Below are 23,602 nucleotides of genomic sequence, written 5' to 3' on the forward strand. Positions count from 1 at the left end.
TCCCGCTTGTCGGACGTAGAATCGAATGGACAAGCCGGTTTTGCTGACGGGGGCTGGCGGGCGCGTCGGCCAGGCGATACTGGGGCACATCGGCGACGCCTACGACTGGCGATTGCTGGACCGCGAGCCGCTGTCTGACGAGAAGATACCCGAATCCGTCGACCAGACGAACGTCTACGTCGCGGACATCACCGACGAGACTGCGATTCGAAACGCCATCGAGGGCGTCGGCGCAGTTATCCACCTCGCCGGTGACCCGCGTCCCGAGGCACCGTGGGACAGTGTCCTTCGGAACAACATCGACGGCACGCAGAACATGTTCGAGGCGGCTATCGACGCGGGCGTCGAGAAGTTCGCGTTCGCCTCGTCGAACCACGCCGTCGGTGCGTACGAGACCGACGAACGGACGCCGGAGATGTACCGACCCCACCACGAGTTCCGACTGGACGGGACCGAACTCGCCCGCCCAAGTAACCTCTACGGTGTGAGCAAAGCGACTGGTGAGACCCTCGGCCGCTACTACCACGACCACCACGACATCTCCGTCGTGAACGTCCGTATCGGCAACCTCACCCAGCATCACCCGCCGAAGGAGTACGAACGCGGCCAAGCGATGTGGCTCTCCTACCGCGACTGCGCCCACCTGTTCGCGTGCTGCATCGACGCCGACTACGACTTCGAAATCGTCTACGGCATCTCCGACAACGACCGAAAGTACTACTCCATCGACCGCGCCCGTGAGGTCCTCGGCTACGACCCGCAGGACAACTCCGCGGAGTTCACCTTCGAAGGCGAACCGCTGGACGAAGCGTAGGTTTCAGGGCTGGTGCGTTTTTTTCGGAACCGACGGATTCCACAGCGACCAGCGTGCCCGCCGCTGGTCAGGACGTCCGGGTCTCGGCCCGCCCGCGCTGTGGGTTCGCCCGATTCCAGACCACGTAACTGTACACGACGAGCACGACCGCGAGCGCCGTATCGACGACTTCGATAGCGAACAATAGCGGCGGCATCGCGTCCGGCGACGTTGGGAAGATGCCAGCCAAATCGAGGCCGTAGACGACGATGTAGAGTCCCCCGGCGACGACCGCAGCGAGTAGCGCGTCAGTACTTCCCGACCAAAGGCGATACGCGGTGGCGAAGCTCCCCAGCCCCAACAGGATGAGAAAAGCGTTGAATCCCCAGTAGACGGCCGGAGAGAGGTGTTCGAACGACCGCGTCTCGATTGGTCCCCACGGCGCGAGCGAGACGAGAAGCAGGGTGACGACGGTCAACAAGAGTGCGATTCGTCGAGCGGCGGTTGCTGCCATAGCTACACTTTCGTCCACTGACGAGATGTGGCTGACTCCGAGCATACGAGGTGTATTTATAATCTCAGTCTACCCACTCTGCGCCAGCACCGCCGCCGCCGAACTTGGACGATGAGATACACCACACTGCGACTCGGCTGGGACGACACCGAACTGCACCCGTTGACAGCAGCGTTCACCGACGACGCGGGTGTCTCCATCGAGTCACTCCACTACGTGAACTCGGTCGGAGACGGCGGCTACACCGAACTGAGTCGCCTCCGGGGCGACCTCGACGCGGCGAGGAGCATTCTCGACTCGGTTTCCGAAGTCCGGGCGTTCGACGTCTCTGCTGCTGGTATCGCGTACATCCACTACGAGTCGTCGCCGCTCATGGACCGACTGCTGGCGGTCGTCTTCGACCACGCAGTCGTCCTCACGTGGCCGGTCACCTTCGCCCGGTCGAACGGGAACCTCTCGGCACAACTCACCTTGCTCGGCACCGAGGACGCACTGAGTCAGGCTATCACAACTATCCCGGCCGAAATCGACGTCTCGCTCGTTCGCACCGGCCGATACGAGGCGTCTGCCCACGACCCGCTGTCGTCGCTCACAGACCGCCAGCGCGAGGTTCTCGACATCGCAGTCCGGGCTGGCTACTACGAGGTCCCCCGAGAAGCGACACACCGGGACATCGCCGCCGAACTCGCCGTGGCACCCGGCACTGTGAGTGAGCATCTGCAACGAATCGAAGCCAACCTCGTGTCGGCACTGGTCGGTGCGCCCGGAACCGACGGCGAGCCGTAACGAGTCACTCGAACAGTCCGGTCACGTCGTCCTCGCGTCGTCGCTTCCGGCGGACGTGTTCTGCCAGCCGCTGGTAGACCAGCCCTCGTTGGGCCTCGTTTTGGACGAAGTCGAACACCTGTGCGGTGTACTGCGTCTGTGTTCCGTCTGCGACCTCCTCGCGGGCGTAGGCAATCGCGTCCTCGACGACCGACTCGTCGAAACCCGTTCCTTCCTCGGCGAGCGTCTCGGCCGCGACGACAATAGCGTCGAAGTCGAGGTCGTCGTACGTAAGCACCTGCCCGTCGTGGCGGAGCGCGACCGGCCCGTCGCGGAGTGCGGCAGCAGGGTCAGCTTCGAGCGTGGAGAGAAAGTTCCGAACGTCGCCGAGGTTGACACCCCGGTAGTCGTCAGCTAACCCGTCGAGATACGCCTGTGCGCTCTCGGCCAACCCCGTCGCACCGGAGTAATTCTCTTCTCGCGCGTGGTGGACGGCCGCCGTGAACTGGATGAGTCCGTGGAGAAACCGCTCGTCGGCGCTGCCGTCCGGGAGGTCGAGCCACCGTGACTCCCACGCGCCGTGGGCCGCCCGAAAGGCACCGGCGTTGTAGATGGCGAGACCGGCGCGAAGCGAATCGTCCATGGTCGTCGTTCGCCGGCGACGAGTAAAGATTCCGCGGGAACCGGCTCCCTCGATAGGTAGGGTGTACATGCTTATCCCTCTTCAGAACATATGTGATATGGTAGCACATGAATGCCCTCTCCTCCCTCAGCCGAGGTGTCGATTAATGACCCCCTCTCCAGTCTGCATCAGCTGTGGAGACGCGTACCTGTTCTCCAGAGCCTACAAGGGCAACTACTGCCCCGATTGCAACGAAGAGTGGTCGTCGAAACCTCGGACTGAGAATGCCCCCCGTCCCCGCCCACAGAGCCCCGCTTCCGTCTCGTCGGTCACGCAGCCCGACGAAGACGACGCACCACACCTCGAACCACCGTACGACGACGAGTAACACTCACTTTTTGCCGGACTGGCCGCTGAGCGACTGTGTCGTACCGTGGAGTCCGTGTCGGAGTTACGACCGAGAGACGGTGGTCTCTCGAAGGTTAGTGTTCGGAAGGAAAACGTCCTGACGGAGATTTGAACTCCGGTCCCTGGCTCCGCAAGCCAAGAGGATAGTCCACTACCCTACCAGGACTGTCTTGCTGCATCCTTCGGTACTCGACGGTTACTTAAGACGGTTACGATGTTGACTCCCAGTGAACCGCGGGACCACGGCACGGAGAAGCACGGAAATAGCGGGGCGGGCGTCTCCTCGGTCCGTCTGCGACGTGTCCCGACACAAGGACTTTTTTCCGCCCCGCTGTACCTTTGGTCGTGAACCGACGCGCCCTGCTCACCGGGACCGCAAGCCTCTGTGCAGCCCTCGCAGGGTGTACGAGCGACGACGCAACCGACGACGGCACAGAGACCACAACCACCGAATCGACGCCGACGCCGACTCCGACGGAACCACGATTGGTCGACAAATCACTCTCGCCGCGGCACGACCCGGATTGTCCGCAGGGCGGCGCTGCACGGGCGACGTACGTCTCGACTGGCGTCCTCGTCGAGGGCTGTCTCTGGGGTGCAAACGGGTGTGCTATCGCTCGACTCGGCGGGGTGGCCTACGACCCCGAATCCGACGTGGCGTCGCTTCTCGTCGAGACGGTCGAGGACCGAGACCCCGACGAGGCGTGTACCGAGGCGCTCAAGCCTGTCGGCTACGAGGCCCGACTTCAGTTCGCGAATGGCCTCCCCGGCGAGGTCGTCGTCGAGCACGACGACGTGGACGGTCGCCGGGAGATTGCCCGCATCGACTTCGACGACGCCTGACGACTTCTCGCAGTCGCCCCTTTCGACGGCCCACCGAAGGTTCATCACGGAAGACGGCTTCACCCCCGCTATGTCACTCGATTCGAGGGGGCTTTTCGAAGCCCGAATCACGAGGAAAACAACGCTTAAGCGCCGGCCTTCCCTGTTCGTGCATAGAATGAGTACGACGTGTGTTCTGCGACGCGGTGCGTCTTTCGTCGATGGAGGTGACGCCTGATGGGCGTCATCGAAGACGTCTACGACGACCTCGACACGGATGTCGAGTTCGAGAAGTTCGAGGCCGCGGTGAACGACAAAGTCGAGCAGATGGGCGGTCTCGCCGACGAGGAGACGGCGGCGATGCTCATCGCTCACGAACTCCGCGACGAGGAGGTAAACGGCATCGCCGACATCGAACCGGGCATGGAGGACGTGAAGTTCCTCGCCAAGGTCGTCAGCGTCGGCGACGTTCGAACCTTCGAGCGCGACGGTGAGGACGAAGACGGCAAAGTCCTCAACATCGAAGTCGCCGACGAGACGGGTCGCATCCGCGTCTCGCTGTGGGACGAGATGGCCGCTGGCGCGGAAGAGAACCTCGAAGTCGGCACTGTCCTCCGCATCGGTGGCCGCCCGAAAGACGGCTACAGCGGCGTCGAAGTCAGCGCGAGCAAGGTCGAAGAGGACCCCGACGCCGAAGTCGACGTCAAGGTGCTCGACACCTATCGCGTCGAGGACCTCGCACTCGGGCTCTCGGACGTGAACCTCAAAGGGAAGATTCTGGACGTCGGGACCGTCCGCACGTTCGACCGCGACGACGGCTCCGAAGGCCGCGTCTCGAACCTCTCTGTCGGTGACGCCACGGGTCGCGTGCGCGTCACCATGTGGGACGAGCGCGCCGACCTCGTCGAGGAACTCGACGCCGGGCAGTCGGTCGAAGTCGTCGACGGCTACGTCCGCGAGCGCGACGGGTCGCTCGAACTCCACGTCGGGTCGCGCGGCGCTGTCGAAGTCATCGACGAAGACATCGAGTACGTCCCCGAGACGACCGACATCGGTGCCCTCGAACTCGGCCAGACCGTCGATATCGCCGGCGGCGTCATCGAATCCGACTCCAAGCGAACGTTCGACCGCGACGACGGCTCCGAAGGACAGGTTCGGAACATCCGCGTCCGCGACGACACGGGTGACATCCGCGTCGCCCTCTGGGGCGAGAAAGCCGACACGGACGTCGACCTCGCCGATTACGTCGTCATCACCGACGTGGAAATCAAAGACGGCTGGCAGGACGACCTCGAAGCGTCCGCCGGCTGGCGCTCGTCTGTAACCGTCATGGACGACGCACCCGCAGGCGCGGGTGGCGACAGCGACGCTGGCGCAGACCAGACGAGTTCCCAAGGTCTCGGCGCGTTCTCGGGCGAGTCGAGTGGGTCTGACGCATCGACCGACTCGACTACCTCGACTACCGCGGCCACCTCGTCCAGTCAGTCGGCCGACGACACAACGACCTCCAGCGGCGAAGTCGTCGAGTTCACCGGCACCGTCGTTCAGGCCGGGAACCCGGTCATCCTCGACGACGGTTCGGAGACCAAAACCGTCGAGACCGACGCCGACCTCGGTCTCGGTGACGAAGTAACCGTCAGCGGCCCCGAGACCGGCGGTCGAATCAGTGCCGACTCGGTCGAAGTCCACACCGGCGCGAAGCGGTAACGAGCGTCCACTCTAACGGGTGTGTTCGTCACACCCCGATACCAATCGTGGGACTCGGGTGAGCCGGTGGTCTGTAAAATCCAATGGACGCCGCTACGGAAAGGATTATACGCCGGTCGGACCCGATATGTGGGTATGAGTGTCGAGCTACCGTTCGCCCCGGTAGACGCGATTATCCGGCAGAACGCGGGCAACCTTCGCGTCAGCGCAGGTGCCGCAGAGGAGCTCGCGCGCCGGATTCAGGAACACGGCGCCGAGTTGGCAATCGACGCGGCCGAGCGGGCGACTGAAGACGGTCGCAAGACGTTGATGGCCGAGGATTTCGGCGTCGAACAGGTCGTCGAGCGCGACGACCTCGAACTCCCCGTCGCACCAATCGACCGCATCGCTCGCCTCCAAATCGACGACCGCTACCGGGTCGCGATGGATGCTCGAATCGCACTGGCCGATATCCTCGAAGATTACGCGACCAACGTGGCGAGTGCCGCCGTCAAACTCACCCACCACGCCGGTCGCCGAACCGTGCAAGCCGAGGACATCGAGACCTACTTCTCCCTGTTCGAATAATGCGCTTCGGCTACAACGAATCGTGTCTCGACCACGATACCGGGGCCCGACACCCAGAGACTGCCGACCGACTCCGTGCGATTCGGCGCGGGTTGGCGAAGCGTCACGGCGTCGAATACGTCGAAGCCGCGCCCGCCGTGAAATCGACCGTCGCGGCCGTCCACGACGACGACTACGTGGACGAATTCCACGACTTCTGTCGCGGCGGCGGCGGTAACTGGGACCCAGACACCGTCGCCGTCGAGGAGACGTGGGTCGCTGCACTCGCGTCTGCGGGACTCGCGGAGTGGGCCGCTCGCTCCGCACTCTCCGGCGACGACGGCCGTCGGACGCCCTTTTCCTTAGGCCGTCCGCCGGGCCACCACGCTGTCGAAGACGACGCGATGGGGTTCTGCTTTTTCAACAACGCGGCGGTCGCCGCACAGGCCGTCATCGACGACGACCTCGCCGAGCGCGTCGCCATCTTCGACTGGGACGTCCACCACGGAAACGGCACGCAGGACATCTTCTACGACCGCGACGACGTCTTCTACACGTCGATTCACGAAGACGGTCTCTACCCCGGGACTGGCGAGGTCGACGAGACGGGCGAAGCTGGTTCCGAAGGGACGACGCTGAACATCCCGCTTCGCGCTGGCGCGGGCGACGCCGACTACGTCTACTCGTTCGAGGAGACTATCGCCCCCGCAGTCGAGCGATTCGACCCCGACCTGTTCATCGTCAGCGCTGGCTTCGACGCGCACCGACACGACCCAATCTCGCGGATGCGCGTTTCGACTGAGGGGTACGCGATGCTCACAGAACGCGTCCGCGACCTGTGTGACGACACCGACACTGCGCTCTCGTTCGTTCTCGAAGGCGGTTATGGGCTTGACACGCTCTCGGAGGGCGTCGCTATCGTCCACGAGACGTTCGACGGCCGACTCGCGATGGACCCCGACGAGGACCCAGAGCAGAAGAATATCGACTTAGTCGACGAGATTCGCGACGTTCACGGTCTCGGGTCGTAGAACCGACCTAACTCGGCGCCGAACGTCTCGGCGAGGGTGGCCACCTCGTCGCCGACGAACACCTCGTAGCCGTCTTCTCGTAGCGTCGATTCCACGTGCTTTCCGAGCGCCACGTCGAACAGCGCGTCGCTCGTCACGAAGTCGGTTGCGGACGTGAACTCCCGGTCTCGCTCGACCACGTAGCGGTCGCCGTCGAGGAACGGCCCGTAGTGGTCGTTGCCCTCGGCGTACGCCCCGTAGAAGCCTTCGGCATGTTGTCGAACGTGCACGGGCGGCCCAACGTGGCGTTCGACTGTGGGTCGCTCGGACACCGCGAGTTCGACGAACAACACGGCCTCGTCGGCGGCGAACGTCGTCGCGCGGAACACGTCGAACCCGCGTCGGTCGAGCCCGTCGGCGACCCCCGAAATCGACTTTCTGAGTTGCGGATACAGTTGGTCGTCGACGAGGTCCGGCGCGTCGAAGACGATGGCGAGCGGCGTGGTTCCGCGCCGGTCGATGTGCTTGCGGACGCCGTCGGCGTCGAGTGCGGGCGGCGCGGAGTTGAAGAAGAGCGATTCGCGCGGGTTCGACAGCAGGTCGCGGGCGTAGTGCTGGAGGCGGGCGACGTTTTCTGCCGAGCAGACGGCCGCGACGTTTCGCTCGGGGTCGGTCGGGTCGATGACGACGAGTGGGTCCGAAAACGACCGTGTGCCGTGGTCTTCCGGGTCGAACTCGACGGGCGGGTGCCAGTCGGTGGCGGCGCGGAGAAGCGGTTCGAACCCATCGTATTCGAGGATGAGCAACTCCGCGAGATAGCCCGAAAAGCCCTCGGTACGGAGGTCGCTCCCATACGCGCCGATGCCTTTCAGGAAGCGCTTGAAGACGCGCACGTCGGCCGCGAGGTCGTCGTCGAGGTGTTCGACGAGATATTCGTTGTGGAAGGGTGTGCGGTCGACCGCCGAGCGAATATCGGGGGCGGTGGGCACGTCGTAACAGGGGACGAGGTCCACGTCGAAGCCGTCGTAGTCGCCTTTCACGTAGGGGTGTTCGGCGTACTCTTCGTGGCCGTCGGGGAGGACCGCATGGCCGACGTCGAGGCCGTAGGACTCCAGTTCGTCTCGCGGGAGGTCCTCGGGAAACCGAACGAAGAGGTCGATGTCGCGGTCGCCGGAGAGCCACGTCCCGCGGGCGGTGCTGCCGACTTGGAGCACGTCGGCGTCCACCGGCAGGTCGTCGAGGGCGTCGTAGACGCGTGACTCCAACTCCGCCGCCGCATCTGCGAGCGCCCGACGCTCCTCCTCGTCGGGGTCGATGCGCTCGCGGACCGCGGCGACGACTGCATCGAGGTCCGAATTCGTCATGGGCGACGCTTCCGCGCCTGCGGGCGAAAGCGTGACGGTGCTGCCGCGGCCGCGTGAGACGATGGCACCCGACAGCCGTCGTGCGGAAACGAAAGCCCTATCAAGAAACGTCGAATACGAAGGAGTGCAGACGAAAGCCGCCGTAGCTCAGTTGGTAGAGCACCTCGCTGTTAGGGAATTCAGTTCCGGCTGTCTTCCGCAGCCACGAGGTGGTCCCAGGTTCGAGTCCTGGCGGCGGCGCTTCTCTCACTTTCAACGCCTTCGAGTGACACGTCTCTTTCGTGACGCTCTCGTGGTTCGACAGTCGTACTTCTCCGAAGCGAAACGAAATCCACTTCAATCAGTCGTCGGTACACAGAAATGAGAGCCGCCGTAGCTCAGTTGGTAGAGCACCTCGCTGTTAGGGAATTCAGTTCCGGCTGTCTTCCGCAGCCACGAGGTGGTCCCAGGTTCGAGTCCTGGCGGCGGCGCTTCTTCGTTTCTCGCGTCCTGAGCCGGTTGACTGTCGAGTACCTTCCGGCGACGTCTTCTGATAAGACATAAGAGGCACGCCGGAAAAGAATCGACCGAGGGCCCCTAGCTCAGTCTGGTCAGAGCGCTCGGCTCATAACCGGGTGGTCATGGGTTCGAACCCCATGGGGCCCATAAAAAATTTAGTCGGTTTGGTGCAAAACTAAACCACGCTGTACGGGCTGTCACGTGCCCGAAATCGGCGTTTGACGGAAATCCTGAAACGCCGAAATTTTCCAATTCCATAAGCTCAGCTTACGGACCGGGCTACGGTCTGTCGATAACTTTAGCCGGAGGTGTTCGGTAGATGGCTGTCGCTGGTCGGCAGCTGCAACTCTGGCGGCATGTCCGGTACCACTGCCGGAGCTGCAACGCTTCGTGTCTCGTCGACCACGCAGAGCGCGCGACTAACACTAACCGAATCAGAGCGCGACCACCACCTGCCAGATTCCTGCGCCGACGAGCACCACGCCAGCGACTGCATCGAGATACCGGTGTCGACGCCCAAGCCAGTCCAGAAGCCCTCTGTGGCCCACCGCGATAGCGACAGTCGTACCCAGAAGGAGTCCGCCGAAGCCGACCGTGTACGCGCCGAGGACGACGAGTGCCGGACCGGGCGGGAACGTCACCGCTCGAAGCACAATCGCCAGAAACACGGGTGCGACACAGCCAGCGGCGGCGATAGCGTAGCCACCACCGAACAGCACGAAGCCGAGTTTCGACGACCGCCGCTCGGGCAACTGGACGTGGATATCCGGGCTGTAGCCGACGAGGACTGCGACACCGAGCGCGAGTAAGCCGACGCCGACGAGCGGTTCGAGGACGCCGAGGACGGGTTCGATTGACCGTCCCAAGAGCAGTATCCCTGCCGATAACACGGCGAAGACGACGACCACGCCGAGGAATGCCGCTGCGCCGCGAACGGTGGCACCGACGACCGGTGTATCGGCGTCTGGTTCGTCTTCGACGCTCGATACGTAATAGCCGACGTACCCCGGGAGGAGGGCGTACGCGCACGGCGAGAAGAACGTCGCCACGGACGCGCCGAGTGCGAGCGTGGCCGCGCCTGCGGTCTCCGGGCTAATCATCGTGTCCTCCGCGGGCCTCGTCGATGCGAGAGACGAGTGTCTCCGCCGAGTGCTTGCCTTTCGCGGTCCACGTGACGACGTTGTCGGCGTCGAGGACGACGACCATCGGAACGGCGCTGGCACCCAGCGCCTCTGTGAGCGCGAGGTCTTCGTCGGGTGCCACGGGCCACGCTCCGTCGTGTTCGACCCACCACTCACGAATCTCGGCGCGGGTGATGGCGTGGCCGAGCGGTTCGTTGGTCACGGAGACGAACTGCACGTCGTCGCCGACGCGGTCGGAGGCCTTCCCGAGCGGTGCCATCGATGCGGCACAGACGTCACACCACGTGGCGAAGAACTCGACCAGTGTGACGCGACCCCGCTCGGGAACCGTCAGCGTCTCTCCGTGACTTCCCGGTGCCTCGATGGCAGTCAACGCGACTGGCTCGACACCTTCGGGTTCATCTCCGAACCCGTTGCCCCCGCTGACGGCGTAAGCGCCAGCCCCCAGTGTTGCCGCACCGGCGAGTCCGGCGAGGAGGTCGCGGCGGCGCATCGTCTACACCCCCACGAGTGCTTCGACGTCGTCGAGAACTGTGGTGGGGTTCGGTGGGTCGCCGGCGTACGAACGCTCCACTACGCCTTCGTCGTTGACGAGGAGGATGAGACCGCTGTGGAGAAACGGCATCTCGGCTCCTTCCTCGTGTTTGTACGCCTCGCCGAAGGTGTCCTCGACGACGGTTCTCGCTCGCGTTGGTGACTCGGGGCGCAGGAGATAGCAGTTCCCGAGGTCGTACTCGAGGCCGCGTTTCGCACCCCACGTCCGGAGTCTAGTTGGCGTGTCGTGTTCCGGGTCGAACGAGATGCCAGCGACGGCGATTTCGTCGGTGAACCCGGCGTCAGCAGCGTGGGCTTGCACGTGGACGAGGTTCTGTCCGAGGTTGAGACAGATGCCGTCACACCGGGTGTAGACGAACGTCAAGAGCAGATGACGCTCGCCGACGAACTCTCGGGTCGAGACCGGTCGGTCGTGGACGACGCCGGGGACGGTGACGGCCGGCAGTTTCTCGCCGTAGATTGGATACGGCAGGTCGGCTTCGACGAGTTTGTCGTAGTTTTCGGGTGGGTCCAAGGTGACGTTTGCTGGTCGGTCGCGTGCGGAGAGGCACCCGGCGACGCCGATGGTTGCAGCGACGCCAGCCGCCCGCAGCACTGTTCGTCGGCTGACGGGGCGTGATGGTGTAGTCATGATTCTTCTGTGGGTGTGGTGCTCTCGTTCGACAGCAACGAGTGCGTCTGGTCGTTCAACTCCTCGATTCTGGTTCGCGCGATTCGCGGGAGTTCAGACTGCGGCGGTCGAAGCGCGGGCTGTGCCTCCGGGTCGAGTTCCGGCCATCCGACGACGACGCGGCCGACGTTTCCAATCTGCTCGTGGGCCGTACAGACAGCCTGTGTGTCGACGTAGTCGTACACCCCCGGAGTGTCGAAGGTCCGTTCGAACGTCTCGCCCACGGAACTCATCGTGTCGCTGGCCCACGGTTCGGTGCCGGGTGGGATACGGTCCGGACCGTAGGTGTCTGGATGGTACGCCGTCGAGTCGTGGTCGCCGGAGTGGAGCGTCCAGACGACGGTCCCACCGACTGCGACGTGGGCCAGACGGGGTTCGAACTTCGGCGTCGGTCGGGATGTCATCGTGACCTCCACCCGCGATGGGAGGCCCGAGTCGCTCGCTTCGGGAGCAGCCCCGTCGCCGCCCGGCTTCGACCCTCCGAGGCAGCCTCCCAGTACGCCCGTGACGAGGCCGCCCCCAGTTGTCGAGAGTAGTCGCCGCCGTGTGGTGGGTGAGATGGAGGTCATCGGTACAGCTAGCCCTTCGCGAGCACGTTCGATTAAGAGACACAGCGATTCCGAGGGTGGAAGAACGGTATCGAATATGTTCGTCCTCCACAACATTGAGAGACATTATCTAGCAAGCATTCCATATATGTTATGAATAACGAAACTGGTATGAATACGACCACGCATATTACTACCTAGAACCATGAGCGTGAGCCTTCAGAACCTCAAACAGGCCGACGTATCAGCGCTCGCGACGACGCTCAAGAACGCTGGTATCGCCGGGGCGGGCGGTGCTGGGTTCCCGACGCATGCGAAGTGGGAGCGTATCGACGAGGTGTCGTCCCTCTTGATGAACCACCAGGAGAGCGAACCGAACTACTACATCGACAAATGGCTCGGCGACGCGCACGCCGAACTGTACGCCGAGTTCTTCGAGTTACTTCTGGAGAACACGGTCGACCTCGTCGTCGTGTGTGCGAAAGAGTCGAAGCGAGACGACTGGATGGAGAACTTCGAGGCCGCGGCCGACCCGACGGTGTACCTCCCGGATGACCTGCCGATAGACGCCTCCGAGGAGTCGGGAATCGTCGTCGCGTACACCGACGATAGATACGAGTACGGAATGGAGAGCGTGCTGCTCCGCATCGTGGCTGGCGTCGCCTTACGCGACGAGTTGCCGATGGACAAGGGCTGGCTCGTCCAGAACACCGAGACGGTGTTGAACATCTACCGGGCGCTGGAGAGTGGGAAGTCGGTGACGCACAAGTACGTCCACGTGGACGGAAACGTGCCCCACCATCGCTTCCTGAAGGTTCCGGTCGGAACTCCGGCGTCGGCCCTGCTCGAAGCCGCCGGGCGGTCACCTGACGACCTCCGGGATGACGAGGTTCTCGCCGACGGTGGGCCCGGGTGGTGCTTCGAAATCGAGGAGTCCCCGGACGAGTTCGGCATCACCAAACGCACCAACTGTCTGCTCGTCCTCGACGAAGACGAGGCCGAAGAGAACACGCTGGGCAACGAACGAATCAACGTCCTCAAGGCACGCGATTGGCCCGGAAACCACGAGACTGAGCCGACTACTCTCGAACCCGACGAGGCCCGCGTCCCGCTTCTCACCAATCCGAACTTCGGGTCACTCGTCGACCAGAGCCGACCAATCGTCGACGTCGGCGACACGGTCGAAGCGGGAGAGATGATTTCCGTTCCGGGACAAGCGGGCATCAGCAACGCCCAGCACGCGCCGTTCGACGGAACGGTCACGGAAGTAACTGAGACGCACGTCGTCGTCGGCCGCGACGCGGCGGACGTGGGTGCCTCGGGTGGTCGCATCCTCGAACACGACCACAAGGTCTACTGGACCGCGTGCGCGGAGTGCGGTGCATACATCGCACGTCCCGAGTGGGAACACCTCGGAGCGAGCACAGAGTACGTCTGTCAGGACTGCCGCTGAGCCGAGTCGCTCTCGATGGCTCTCACGCTGAAGGCGTCACTGTGTGCCCGCCGTCGTCAGTGCAGCCGTCAGTCCGAGACCGGTCGCGTCTCGTCGGAGCGAATCCACGCGTTCGGATTCTTCGTGTCGCAGATGACGAACGCGCGGCCGTCTTCGTAGCCAGTCAAGTCGTCGAACGTGGAAACCGACTGCAGGTCGGTCACCGATTCTCGTGATTCAGTACGCATTGATAGATGTGTCCAGAGTGTCCTGTGACGGACGGTCTGGAGGGTATCACGTTCGAATCAACTCTGACAGAAAAACACTGTGACTAGGGGTGTGTAAGGAGATTATACGAAATCGAGGAGAATACCTGACTCTTTAGGGTCAGGATGAATCCGACAAAATCCTACACGAACCCCCTTCGATGGCATTCCTGAGTTTCCAAAATCCGCAGTTCCAAGTATTGTAACTTCATATCAATGAGTAAGGTCAGGTCGGAACGGAGCGATTCCGAACTGCCTTCGGAGGCGGTCTACCCGCCACTAATGAGACAGTATCCGAAACGCCAACACGGTGAACACGAATGCTGAAACGTTCGTCTCGTGCCTGTTGGTTGAGCAAGCCAAGGTAACTCCAAGTCCGGCGAATCGACGTGGACTCCCTGCTGGCAAAAACAACAGATGGGAGTCAACGACGCCGAGGATAGGAGTAACGGCGGTTTGGCACCGCCAGTCAGCCGCTGACCACGACGACTGGGTTAAATGGGTTCCCGAAAAGTGGCAGAGTCATGGTTGCGAACCTGAAACTCTCAACGCTCGGGGTTCCTGCGTCTTCAGGCGCAGGAGGATGTCAAATCGGCTGTCGCTCGTCGTAGATGGTGCGGGGAGAACTTCGGAGCGTCGGAGTCCGTGATTCTCGTCGGGTGGGAACGAAAACGGGAATTCACCCACCCGAACACGAAATACTCTTCGAAGAACATGACTGAGGAAGCACACGAGCCCTCCAAAAGCGGACGAATCGCGAGCTACTGGGACGAGGGAGGACTCGTCATCTGCGATACGAAGGAACCCAGAGCGTGGATTTGGTCGGACACACTGCTCACAGTTGGTGCCCCGGTCCCAAAGTACAGCCACGTTCGATAACGGTCGAGAAGTCGAGCACGACGACTGCTGTGGAAAAATTGACAATCGTCGTCGCTGACTGGGTGGCATGGACGAAGTCTCTCGCACGACGACCGTCTACGAGAGTCACGCGGACGCGTACGTCGAGAAGTATCGCTCCGAATCTATCGCTGCACGCTTCGGCGACGAGTTCTACGAGGCCCTCTCGGGCGAGCGCGTGTTGGACGTCGGATGCGGTCCCGGCAGTGATACACGGACCTTCAGCGACGACGGCTTCGACGTTACTGGCTTCGACCTCACGGCGTCGTTCGTCGAGAAGGCGGCGGCCGACGTTCCCGCGGCCTCGTTCGCCCGTGGCGACATGCGACGACTCCCGTTTGCAGACGGCACCTTCGACGGCGTCTGGAGTTGTGCATCTTTCCTCCACGTTCCACGAGAAGACGCACCCGAGACGCTTCGCGAGTTCAGACGAGTGCTCGTCGACGACGGGACGCTCTACCTGTCGCTGAAACACGGCGACGAGAGCGGATTCGACGCCGCAGGCCGGTACTTCGAACGCTACCGTCCCGAGGAGATTCGGTCGCTTCTCGACGAAGCGGGCTTCGGGACGGTCAGTATCGACCGAGAAGACGAGAAGTGGATACAAGCGCTTGCCAGCGTCTGAGACGTCGGTGGCGACGTACTCGAACGGGTACCGGGTCCGGCACGTCGTGGCTCGGCGGAAGGTACTCTCGAAACGAGGACGACCAATTATTCTGGATATTTTGTATTAGAATTGTGGAATTAAACGAATGGGGGCGACAAATGGTAACGAATAACGCACTGCGCGATGTACTACCGGTAGCGCACTATCCGCATTCGGACTGAATGAAAGTGGTGGGAAGGGTGCGCGTGAAAAAACTATGTCAACAGCAAGAGACGATGCAACGATACCCGGCGAACTCCGGGATTCGTTTCGGGGTAACCTGATTCGACCTGGCGACTCGGAGTTCGACGACGAACGAGCGATATATAACGCGATGATAGACAAGCGTCCGCGACTCATCGCAAAGTGTACAGACGTCGCGGACGTCATCGCGGCAGTAAACTACGGCCGCGAGAACGAAATCGAGACGGCGGTTCGGGGTGGCGGTCACAACGGACCGGGACTGTCGTTGGTGGACGACGGACTGGTCATCGACCTCTCGGAGATGAACGGAATCCGCGTCGACGCAGACAAGCAGAGGGCTTCTGTCGAAGCCGGCTGTACGTGGGGTGACGTAGACCACGCCACCCACGCGTTCGGGATGGCCACGGTCAGCGGAATCATCTCGACGACTGGCGTCGGGGGACTGACGCTCGGTGGCGGACACGGATACCTGACCCGCAAGTACGGCCTGACGATAGACAATCTGGTCGGTGCGGACGTGGTGTTGGCCGACGGCCGGATGGTTCGCGCGAGCGAAGACGAGAACGAAGACCTGTTCTGGGCGATTCGGGGCGGCGGCGGCAACTTCGGTGTCGTCACCTCGTTCGAATTCCAGTTACATCCGGTCGACACGGTCATCGCCGGACCGATGTTCTGGCCGCTCTCGGAACTCGAGACGACCATGCGGTGGTACCGCGATTGGATAACACAGGCACCGAGAGACGTGTACGCCTTCTATCTCGTCGCCGAAGTACCGGGCGACCCGTTCCCCGAAGCGATTCACGGCGAGAAGGTCTGCGGCCTGATGTGGTGCTGCACGGGAGACGACGAGCAGGCGGAGTCGATGCTCCAGACTGCCCGTGACGTGGCCGAACCGATGTTCGAGCACGTCGGCGAGATGCCGTACCCAGCACTGCAAGGGATGTTCGACGGTCTCTACCCGGAAGGAGACCAGTGGTACTGGAAAGGGGACTTCGTGCGCGAACTGAGCGACGAAGCCGTCGACGCCCACAAGCGCTTCGCTGAAGTGCCGACGGCGAAGTCGGCGATGCACCTCTATCCCATCGACGGTGCCGTCCACGACGTGGACGCCGACGAGACTGCGTGGTCCGCCCGCGACGCGAACTGGTCGATGGTCATCGCGGGCGTCGACCCCGACCCGGCGAACGTCGACAAACTGACCGACTGGGCCACGGACTACTGGGAGGCAGTCCACCCCCACACGCTCGGTGGGTCGTACATCAACTTCATGATGGAGGAAGGGGAAGACCGGATTCGCGCCACCTACGGCGACAACTTCGAGCGGTTACAGAAGGTCAAGGCGAGATACGACCCCGAGAACTTCTTCCACGTGAACCAGAATATCGAACCCAGAGCATAGCGCCGCCAAACACAGTCTCTCGTTTTTGTCGGGCAGTCGTCGGACAACGCCGTCTTCTCGGTCTCTCACCGACGCGTCACTTCCGGCCAATCTTCGTCAACGTCCCCACGCACACTGCAGCGACGACGACGTGCATCGCCATCAAGGCGACCACGCCCGGAATCGTCGCCTGCGGGTCACCGAAGAGGATGCCGATGTCCGGGAGGAACGACAGCACCAACGCCGCAACTGCGACCCGGAGGAACGTCCGGTCTGGATTTTCGACGCGTCGCGAGAGCACTCCATACACGAGGGTCGCACCGATAGCTCCCACCGCGGAGAGAAACAGCACCGGCGGGTACGAAAGCGGCATGAACGGCTGTACTGCGCCACTTGCGAGGACCAGCGCCAAGAGCAGCCCATTCGCTGCGACGGAGCCGACGACGGCCGTGAGACCACGCCGGGCGAGCACTGACCGAGTTGGTCGGACGGTGGGTGTGACTGTAGACATTGCTGCACGAACTACGCCGCCAGACGGCATGAAGATACGCTCGGTGGAGCGCAGCGAGGGACCGCGGCATTTCATGCTCGTCGGAGAGTTACCCCACCGGAACGCCCTCAGTCCTGCGTGAGCAGGCGGCGCAGGACGTAGTGGAGGATACCGCCGTTTTCGACGTATCGAACCGCGGCCGGAGTGCCGACCTGTGCGGTCACGTCGAATTCGACTTCGGTTCCGTCGTCCTTCGTGGCGACGACAGTGAGTTCGTCGTTGACGTCGAGACCGTCGTCGAGCCCGCGGATGTCGAAGTGCTCAGAGCCGTCGAGTCCGAGGGACTCCCACGAGTCGCCGTCTTCGAACTGGAGCGGCAGAACGCCCATCCCGACGAGGTTGTCGCGGTAGATGCGCTCGTAACTCTCGGCGATAGTCGCCTTCACGCCGAGGAGGTCCGTGCCTTTGGCCGCCCAGTCGCGGCTGGAGCCGGTCCCGAACTCGACGCCCGAAAGGACGACGAGCGGGGTGTCTTCCTCGCGGTAGCGTTCGCTCGCTTCGAAGACTGTGGTCTCCTCGCCCGTCGGGTGGTGGATGGTGTAGCCGCCTTCCACGCCGTCGAGCATCTGGTTCTCGATGCGGACGTTGGCGAACGTCCCGCGCATCATCACTTCGTGGTTGCCGCGGCGGGAGCCGTAGGTGTTGAAGTCGACGGGGTCGACGCCGTGGTCCATGAGCCACTGGCCTGCTGGGAGGTCAGAGCCGAACGGCCCGGCGGGGCTGATGTGGTCGGTCGTCACGGTGTCGCCGAGCGTCATGAGACAGCGGGCGTCTTCGATGTTCGAGACGCCGGGTTCCTCCAGCGGGAAGTCTTTGAAGAACGGCGGTTCGCGGATGTAGGTGGATTCGTCGTCCCACTCGTACACGTCGCCGGTCGGCGCTTCGAGCGCGTCCCAGCGCTCGTCGCCTTCGAACACTTCCGCGTACTTCTCGCGGAACATCGAGGGGTCGACGCTGTCGTGGATGGTCTCGTGGACCTCGTCGGCGTCCGGCCAGATGTCGGCGAGGTAGACTGGCTCACCGTCTTCGTCGGTGCCGAGTGGGTCGTTCTCGAGGTCGATGTCCATCCGCCCGGCGAGGCCGTAGGCGACGACGAGCGGCGGACTCGCGAGGTAGTTCGCGCGAATCTTCGGGTGGATGCGCGCCTCGAAGTTCCGATTGCCACTCAGGACGCTCGTGGTCCACAGGTCGTGGTCGTCGATAGCGTTCTCGATGGGGTCGGGAAGCGGCCCGGCGTTGCCGATACAGGTCGTACAGCCGTAGCCGACCACGTCGTAACCGAGGTCTTCGAGATACGGAAGCAGGTCGGCCTTCTTCAGGTACTCCGTGACGACCTGGCTTCCGGGCGCGAGACTCGTCTTGACGTAGTTCGGCACGTCGAGACCCTTCTCGACCGCGTTGCGGGCGAGGAGCCCCGCGGCGACCATGACCGACGGGTTCGAGGTGTTCGTACAACTCGTGATTGCGCTGACGACGACGCTCCCGTGACCGATTTCGGCCGTCTCGCCGTCGCCGAGGTCCACTTCGACGCGCTTCGTCAGGGGGTCGAGGTCGGCGTCGGGTTCGACTGCGGCGGCCGCGCCGCCGTCACCGGCGAGTTCGGGGTCGCTCCCGCCCTCACCCAACCACTGTTCGAGTTCGCGTTCGTCGTAGTCGTCGAGTTGGTCTTCGAACTCGCCGTGGACGAGTTTGCGGAAGTGGGTCTTCATGTCGCCCATCGGGACGCGGTCCTGCGGGCGCTTCGGCCCGGCGAGGCTCGGTTCGACAGCCGAGAGGTCGACGTCGACAGTCTCGGTGTACTCGGGGTGCTGCTCGCCGAAGAGGCCCTGCGATTCGAGATATTCGCGGACGAGTTCGATGTGCTCCGGGTCGCGGCCGGTGAGTTCGAGGTAATCCAGCGTGGCCTCGTCCACCGGGAAGACGCTGATAGTCGACCCCTGTTCGGGAGCCATGTTCGAGATGGTCGCCCGGTCGGGGACAGAGAGGTTCTGAACGCCGGGGCCGAAGAACTCGACGAAGCGGTCGACGACGCCGACCTCGCGGAGTTGCTCGGTGACGTGCAGCACGAGGTCGGTCGCCGTCGCGCCCTCGGGCAGTTCGCCTTCGAGTTTGACGCCGACGACTTCGGGGAGCTTCATCGTAATCGGCTGGCCGAGCATCGCCGCTTCGGCCTCGATGCCGCCAACACCCCAGCCGACGACGCCGATACCGCCAATCATCGGGGTGTGGCTGTCGGTGCCGACGAGGGTGTCAGGCAGGAGCCACTGGTCATCGCGCCACTCGCGGTCGTGGACGACTCGCCCGAGGTGTTCGAGGTTCACCTGGTGGACGATGCCGGTTCCCGGCGGCACGACGCTGAGGTTGTCGAAGGCGTTCTGCGCCCACTTGAGCGCCTTGTAGCGCTCGGCGTTTCGCTCGTACTCCAGTTCGACGTTCTTCTCGTAGGCGTCCTCGCTGCCGAAGTAATCGACCTGCACGCTGTGGTCGATGACGAGGTCACACGGGACCTCGGGTTCGACGAGTTTCGGGTCTTCGCCGGCGCGGTCTGCCGCAGAGCGAAGCGCCGCGAGGTCCACGACGGCCGGAACGCCCGTCAGGTCCTGTAGGACGACGCGAGACGGTGTGAACGGAACTTCGACGTTCGGCACGTCGGGTTCCCACGAGGCCGCGTTTCGCACATCGGCTTCGGAAACCGTGTCGCCGTCGACGTTCCGAAGGACGGATTCGAGGAGGATTCGAATGCTGACCGGCAGTTTGTCGAGTTCGCAGAGGCCCTGTTCTTCGAGGACCGTCAGGTCCGCCATCTTGTACGTGGTGTCACCGTGTTCGAATTCACGGATGGCACCGAACGGGTCGGAATCTACCATTACTGGGTGTAGGGCACCAGCAGTCTTGAAACGAGTAGCTGTTCTCACTATCTCGGAACGGGGGCGAACAACTGCGGTGTGGGACCTGAATAGGGGAGTCGGGAGTCAGGACGTGCGCTTCGGCTTCGAGGGGTCAGTTCTCCGGCATTCCGGCGGCACCGACGAACTCGTTGACCTCGTCTTGCACGTACCGACGAATCCGTTCGCAGTAGTCCCACAGCAGGTCGTTGAACTGCTCGCGTTCGGGTTCGGTGAGGCTCGTCTCGCCTCGTGACCATTCGGTGGGGATTTCGGGGTGTTGCGTACAGACGACCGAAAGCGGGTGGTTCTTCGGGTGGCCGCGGACGATTTCGTACTCGTCTGCGCCCCAAAGCCCCTCGTCGCCGTTGACCGAGAGTTCCGAGTCGATGTCGTCGAGCAGTTGGCGCTCTTCTGGAGTGACCGCGGCGTCGTCTCCCGTGAACAGGTCGTGGTACGCCTCGTCTCGAGCGGCGTATATCCAGCCGTCGAGATTGTCACGAGCACGCCGGAGGAGTTCCCTATCTGCGTCCATACCTATCTCAACGGTTGCCATGACCAAAGCAGTACGCTCGAATGGAGCCGTCACCCTTTGATATTCGCCAGTGGTGTGGTCTGGGCGACTTTCGTCCCGAGTCCGAGTTCGTGGCAGACGTGTACGACTTCGTCGACGTTCTTGTACGCGCCGGGCGACTCCTCGGTCAACGTCTCGCCGGACTGTGCCCTGACGAAGATGCCGCGGGCACGCAATGCCTGCTGTAGTTCGCCGGCAGCGTACTCTCGACTCGCCTTCGTCCGCGACTTCGCTCGGCCGGCACCGTGTGGAGCCGACCCGAAACTGCGTTCGAGCGACCGCGACCCGCCAGCGAGCACGTACGAGCGAGAGCCCATGTCCCCGGGGACGAAGACCGGTTGTCCGACGTCTGCGTAGGCGTCGGGCACGTCCGGGTGGCCGGCGGGGAACGCCCGACTCGCCCCTTTTCGGTGGACGAGAAGCGTCTGTTCGTCGTCGCCGACGGCGTGGTGCTCCTCTGTGGCGATGTTGTGTCCCAGGTCGTAGACGAGTTGGACGTCGGCGTCTTCGAACAGGTCGGAAAACACCTCGCGGACGGCCTGTGTCATTGCCTGTCGGTTGCCCCACGCGAAGTTCGCGGCGGCGTTCATCGCCGACCGATACTCTCCGGCGAGTCGGTCGGAAACCGGCGCGTAGACGAGTTGTTCGTTCGGCAGCGACTCGGCGAGGTCGGGGTACGCGCGCTCGAACTCGTCGATGTAGTGCGAACACGTCTGGTGGCCGAGTCCGCGAGAGCCGGCGTGAATCATCACGACGATTTCGTCGAGGTCGATGCCGAACGCCGCCGCCGCGGCCGAGTCGTACACCTCACTGACGCGCTGGACTTCGAGGAAGTGGTTCCCGGACCCGAGCGACCCGACCTGGTCGACGCCTCGTTTTAACGCCTCCGTCGGGACCGCGTTCGGGTCTCCGGGGTGGCGGCCGTTCTCCTCGCAGTGTTCGAGGTCGGCTTTCCGCGCGTGACCTTCGTTGAGGAGCCACTCGACGCCCGTTTCGAGAATCCCGCGAACGTCTGCGATGTCGGTGTCGAGGTAGCTTCCCGCTCCGAAGCCCGTCGGAATCGTCTGAAACAGGCGGTCGGCGAGCATCGACTCGCGCCCGGCAACCTCGTGAAACGAGAGCCCGGTCCTGAGGAGTCTGACGCCGCAGTTGATATCGAACCCGACGCCGCCGGGACTGATGACGCCGTCGTCCGCGTCGACGGCCGCGACGCTCCCGACCGGAAATCCGTACCCGCGGTGGCCATCGGGGAGCACGACCGCGAACTGCTGAATGCCCGGCAAGGTCGCAACGTCTTGAATCTGGGCGAGCGTCTGGTCGTCTGCTGTTCGCATCGCTTCGACGAGCGATTCCGAGCCGTAGACACGCGCAGGCACTCGCATCTCCCCTGTCCGCGCTATCTCGTACACGTCCGGCTCGATTTCGACGGGTTCCACGTGATTGTCACCGTGTCCACATATGACAACTACTCGCATAACCGTTCCCACGGTTGAGACGGACTGATTTCTCTGCTGACAAACTTCAACAGCACGTCGGCCGTAGTATCGGACATGGACATCTCGAACATCGTCACCGACGAGTTCCCGACTGTTGGCCCCGGTGCGCGCGTCTCAGAGTTACAGGGCGTGTTCCACGAGACGGGAACGAAGGCCATCGTCGTCGCCGCCGACGACGAGTACCACGGGCTGGTCACGCTGCGGCAGTTGAACGCCACCCACCGCGACCCCGACGCCAAGGCTCGGAGTATCCTCTGGCACCCGGCGACGGTCACGCCGGACGAGAACGTTCGACAGGTCGCCCGTCTCATCCTTGCGAGCCAGAGTGAGGTCCTCCCCGTCTTCGAAGCCGACGACCTCGTCGGCATCGTCGCCGCCGACGACGTGCTGTCCGAGGTACAGGAGTTCCTCAGCGTGCTGACCGTCGAGGACGTCTACACCGACTCGCTGGTCACCGTCGACGAAGACGCCACCTTCGGGGAAGCGCTCCACACCTTCCGCGAGAACCGCATCACCCACCTTCCCGTCACCGACGGCGACACCATCGTCGGCGTCGTCAGCCTCTACGACGTGCTTGGATTCACGACGAGAGCTGTCGATAAGGCCTCGGGCGGCGCATCGGGCGGATTCGACGTCGCCGCTGGCGAGGCTGGGCCGGGATTCCGTTCACCCGGTGGGATGGGAGAACGAGCCGGCGAAATCGACCGCTTGCTCGACCTTCCGGTCGCCGACGTGATGAGCGAGCCCATCGAGACGGCACTCCCCGAAGAGGGTCTCGACCACGCTGTCGAGCGAATGCTGACCGAGGGCGTCTCGTCGCTCATCGTCATTCAGGAGGACGCGCCCGCGGGAATCGTCACTAAAACAGACGTGCTTCGCTCCCTGACGTGGACCGGCGAGACGCGGCCGCCCGTCCAGATTACGAACGTCGACTTGTTGGACGACATCTCCCGCGACGAGGTCGTCGAGATGATAGACGGACTGACCGGGAAGTTCGGTGGCATCACGCTGCTCGAAGCAAACATCCACTTGCAGGAACACGACGAGAAACTTCGTGGCACGCCACTCATTCTGGCTCGGGTACGCCTCTACACGGACAAGGGCCACTTCCTCGGAACGGGTGAGGGATACGGTGCGTCGCACGCGCTGCATCTCGCTCGAAACGTCGTCGAACGCCAGTTGCTCGAAGGGAAGACGCACGTCGAGACGAAGAAACCGCCGTCAGACCCCGAGGAGTACTGGTCGAAAGTGTTCGGCTGGTGGCTGACTGCACCGCCCCGTCGGCGCTGACGAAAACCGACACGTCCCCG

The 23,602-nt window shown here is 63.3% G+C and carries 24 protein-coding genes and 4 tRNA genes; 15 read left to right on the top strand and 13 right to left on the bottom strand.

Annotated elements, in window-relative coordinates:
* Window positions 1-25 precede the first annotated feature (25 nt).
* Entirely contained in the window at window positions 26-814 is a 789-nt protein-coding gene (gene azf / locus KU306_RS07175; protein ID WP_007544789.1) for an NAD-dependent glucose-6-phosphate dehydrogenase, read from the top strand.
* A 67-nt stretch (window positions 815-881) separates the two neighbouring features.
* On the opposite strand, the gene KU306_RS07180 is transcribed toward azf, so the two are convergent.
* Complete coding sequence (locus KU306_RS07180) at window positions 882-1,307, bottom strand: DUF8051 family protein (RefSeq protein WP_007544791.1); 426 nt, start codon at window positions 1,305-1,307, stop codon at window positions 882-884.
* A 111-nt stretch (window positions 1,308-1,418) separates the two neighbouring features.
* Between KU306_RS07180 and KU306_RS07185 the strand changes: the two genes are divergently transcribed.
* The gene (locus KU306_RS07185) at window positions 1,419-2,093 is read left to right on the top strand and encodes a helix-turn-helix domain-containing protein (protein WP_258303278.1); all 675 of its coding nucleotides are present in this window, start codon (window positions 1,419-1,421) and stop codon (window positions 2,091-2,093) included.
* Between the two features lie 4 nt (window positions 2,094-2,097).
* Here KU306_RS07185 and KU306_RS07190 read toward each other — a convergent pair whose 3' ends face one another.
* Window positions 2,098-2,715 carry a DUF309 domain-containing protein gene (locus KU306_RS07190; RefSeq protein ID WP_258303279.1) on the bottom strand — a complete coding sequence of 206 codons (618 nt, stop codon included), beginning with the start codon at window positions 2,713-2,715 and terminating at the stop codon, window positions 2,098-2,100.
* Window positions 2,716-2,860: 145 nt separating this feature from the next.
* Here KU306_RS07190 and KU306_RS07195 point away from each other — a divergent pair, with 145 nt between their 5' ends.
* Complete coding sequence (locus tag KU306_RS07195; protein WP_007544797.1) at window positions 2,861-3,082, top strand: DUF7564 family protein; 222 nt, start codon at window positions 2,861-2,863, stop codon at window positions 3,080-3,082.
* 113 nt (window positions 3,083-3,195) lie between these two features.
* Here KU306_RS07195 and KU306_RS07200 read toward each other — a convergent pair.
* A tRNA-Arg gene (locus KU306_RS07200) sits at window positions 3,196-3,268 on the bottom strand.
* Window positions 3,269-3,441: 173 nt separating this feature from the next.
* Here KU306_RS07200 and KU306_RS07205 point away from each other — a divergent pair.
* From KU306_RS07205 to KU306_RS07220, 4 genes are all read left to right on the top strand, one after another.
* Window positions 3,442-3,945: a hypothetical protein gene (locus tag KU306_RS07205; RefSeq protein WP_007544799.1), complete on the top strand. Its 504-nt coding sequence runs from the start codon at window positions 3,442-3,444 to the stop codon at window positions 3,943-3,945.
* Between the two features lie 216 nt (window positions 3,946-4,161).
* On the top strand, window positions 4,162-5,631 hold the full coding sequence (locus tag KU306_RS07210) for a single-stranded DNA binding protein (RefSeq protein ID WP_258303280.1): 1,470 nt from the start codon (window positions 4,162-4,164) through the stop codon (window positions 5,629-5,631).
* Between the two features lie 135 nt (window positions 5,632-5,766).
* A complete protein-coding gene (locus KU306_RS07215) occupies window positions 5,767-6,198 on the top strand; it encodes a histone family protein (RefSeq protein ID WP_007544802.1) in 432 nt (143 codons plus the stop codon).
* A complete protein-coding gene (locus KU306_RS07220) occupies window positions 6,198-7,208 on the top strand; it encodes a histone deacetylase family protein (protein ID WP_258303281.1) in 1,011 nt (336 codons plus the stop codon). The genes KU306_RS07215 and KU306_RS07220 overlap by 1 nt, the downstream gene beginning before the upstream one ends.
* On the opposite strand, the gene cca is transcribed toward KU306_RS07220, so the two are convergent.
* Window positions 7,190-8,551: a CCA tRNA nucleotidyltransferase gene (cca, locus tag KU306_RS07225; RefSeq protein ID WP_258303282.1), complete on the bottom strand. Its 1,362-nt coding sequence runs from the start codon at window positions 8,549-8,551 to the stop codon at window positions 7,190-7,192. The genes KU306_RS07220 and cca overlap by 19 nt on opposite strands.
* Window positions 8,552-8,687: 136 nt before the next feature.
* On the opposite strand from cca, the gene KU306_RS07230 reads away from it, so the two are divergent.
* The 3 genes from KU306_RS07230 (at window position 8,688) to KU306_RS07240 (ending at window position 9,196) form a co-directional block, all read left to right on the top strand.
* Window positions 8,688-8,791 (top strand) — tRNA-Asn (locus tag KU306_RS07230).
* A gap of 126 nt (window positions 8,792-8,917) precedes the next feature.
* A tRNA-Asn gene (locus KU306_RS07235) sits at window positions 8,918-9,021 on the top strand.
* Between the two features lie 100 nt (window positions 9,022-9,121).
* Window positions 9,122-9,196, top strand: a tRNA-Ile gene (locus KU306_RS07240).
* A gap of 287 nt (window positions 9,197-9,483) precedes the next feature.
* On the opposite strand, the gene KU306_RS07245 is transcribed toward KU306_RS07240, so the two are convergent.
* From KU306_RS07245 to KU306_RS07260, 4 genes are read right to left on the bottom strand one after another with little or no spacing between them, the layout of a single operon-like run.
* Window positions 9,484-10,149: a cytochrome c biogenesis CcdA family protein gene (locus KU306_RS07245; RefSeq protein ID WP_258303283.1), complete on the bottom strand. Its 666-nt coding sequence runs from the start codon at window positions 10,147-10,149 to the stop codon at window positions 9,484-9,486.
* The gene (locus KU306_RS07250) at window positions 10,142-10,684 is read right to left on the bottom strand and encodes a TlpA family protein disulfide reductase (RefSeq protein ID WP_258303284.1); all 543 of its coding nucleotides are present in this window, start codon (window positions 10,682-10,684) and stop codon (window positions 10,142-10,144) included. The genes KU306_RS07245 and KU306_RS07250 overlap by 8 nt, the downstream gene beginning before the upstream one ends.
* A gap of 3 nt (window positions 10,685-10,687) precedes the next feature.
* Window positions 10,688-11,377 (bottom strand): SCO family protein, encoded by a 690-nt coding sequence (locus KU306_RS07255; protein WP_258303285.1) that lies wholly within the window; start codon window positions 11,375-11,377, stop codon window positions 10,688-10,690.
* The gene (locus tag KU306_RS07260; RefSeq protein ID WP_258303286.1) at window positions 11,374-11,820 is read right to left on the bottom strand and encodes a plastocyanin/azurin family copper-binding protein; all 447 of its coding nucleotides are present in this window, start codon (window positions 11,818-11,820) and stop codon (window positions 11,374-11,376) included. The genes KU306_RS07255 and KU306_RS07260 overlap by 4 nt, the downstream gene beginning before the upstream one ends.
* Window positions 11,821-12,169: 349 nt before the next feature.
* On the opposite strand from KU306_RS07260, the gene KU306_RS07265 reads away from it, so the two are divergent.
* Window positions 12,170-13,417, top strand: a complete 1,248-nt coding sequence (locus KU306_RS07265) for an NADH dehydrogenase (RefSeq protein WP_007544820.1) — start codon at window positions 12,170-12,172, stop codon at window positions 13,415-13,417.
* A gap of 68 nt (window positions 13,418-13,485) precedes the next feature.
* Here KU306_RS07265 and KU306_RS07270 read toward each other — a convergent pair whose 3' ends face one another.
* Window positions 13,486-13,644, bottom strand: a complete 159-nt coding sequence (locus KU306_RS07270; RefSeq protein ID WP_169317615.1) for a DUF7331 family protein — start codon at window positions 13,642-13,644, stop codon at window positions 13,486-13,488.
* Between the two features lie 732 nt (window positions 13,645-14,376).
* On the opposite strand from KU306_RS07270, the gene KU306_RS19045 reads away from it, so the two are divergent.
* The 3 genes from KU306_RS19045 (at window position 14,377) to KU306_RS07280 (ending at window position 16,808) form a co-directional block, all read left to right on the top strand.
* Window positions 14,377-14,541, top strand: coding sequence for a DUF7331 family protein (locus tag KU306_RS19045; RefSeq protein WP_425499538.1), 165 nt, complete (start codon window positions 14,377-14,379; stop codon window positions 14,539-14,541).
* Window positions 14,542-14,608: 67 nt separating this feature from the next.
* Complete coding sequence (locus tag KU306_RS07275; RefSeq protein WP_258303287.1) at window positions 14,609-15,184, top strand: class I SAM-dependent methyltransferase; 576 nt, start codon at window positions 14,609-14,611, stop codon at window positions 15,182-15,184.
* Window positions 15,185-15,422: 238 nt separating this feature from the next.
* Entirely contained in the window at window positions 15,423-16,808 is a 1,386-nt protein-coding gene (locus tag KU306_RS07280) for an FAD-binding oxidoreductase (protein ID WP_258303288.1), read from the top strand.
* A gap of 76 nt (window positions 16,809-16,884) precedes the next feature.
* Here the strand turns inward: KU306_RS07280 and KU306_RS07285 are convergent, their stop codons facing one another.
* The 4 genes from KU306_RS07285 to KU306_RS07300 form a co-directional block, all read right to left on the bottom strand.
* Window positions 16,885-17,298, bottom strand: a complete 414-nt coding sequence (locus KU306_RS07285; protein ID WP_049918871.1) for a DUF6069 family protein — start codon at window positions 17,296-17,298, stop codon at window positions 16,885-16,887.
* 107 nt (window positions 17,299-17,405) lie between these two features.
* Complete coding sequence (locus KU306_RS07290; protein ID WP_258303289.1) at window positions 17,406-20,204, bottom strand: aconitate hydratase; 2,799 nt, start codon at window positions 20,202-20,204, stop codon at window positions 17,406-17,408.
* A 133-nt stretch (window positions 20,205-20,337) separates the two neighbouring features.
* Window positions 20,338-20,757, bottom strand: a complete 420-nt coding sequence (locus KU306_RS07295) for a DUF7539 family protein (protein WP_007544839.1) — start codon at window positions 20,755-20,757, stop codon at window positions 20,338-20,340.
* Between the two features lie 50 nt (window positions 20,758-20,807).
* On the bottom strand, window positions 20,808-22,178 hold the full coding sequence (locus KU306_RS07300; protein WP_425499542.1) for an RtcB family protein: 1,371 nt from the start codon (window positions 22,176-22,178) through the stop codon (window positions 20,808-20,810).
* Between the two features lie 168 nt (window positions 22,179-22,346).
* Here KU306_RS07300 and KU306_RS07305 point away from each other — a divergent pair, with 168 nt between their 5' ends.
* Window positions 22,347-23,582: a CBS domain-containing protein gene (locus KU306_RS07305; RefSeq protein ID WP_258303291.1), complete on the top strand. Its 1,236-nt coding sequence runs from the start codon at window positions 22,347-22,349 to the stop codon at window positions 23,580-23,582.
* Window positions 23,583-23,602: the final 20 nt, after the last annotated feature.

This window comes from Haloferax larsenii (assembly GCF_024730625.1).
GTDB lineage: Archaea > Halobacteriota > Halobacteria > Halobacteriales > Haloferacaceae > Haloferax > Haloferax larsenii.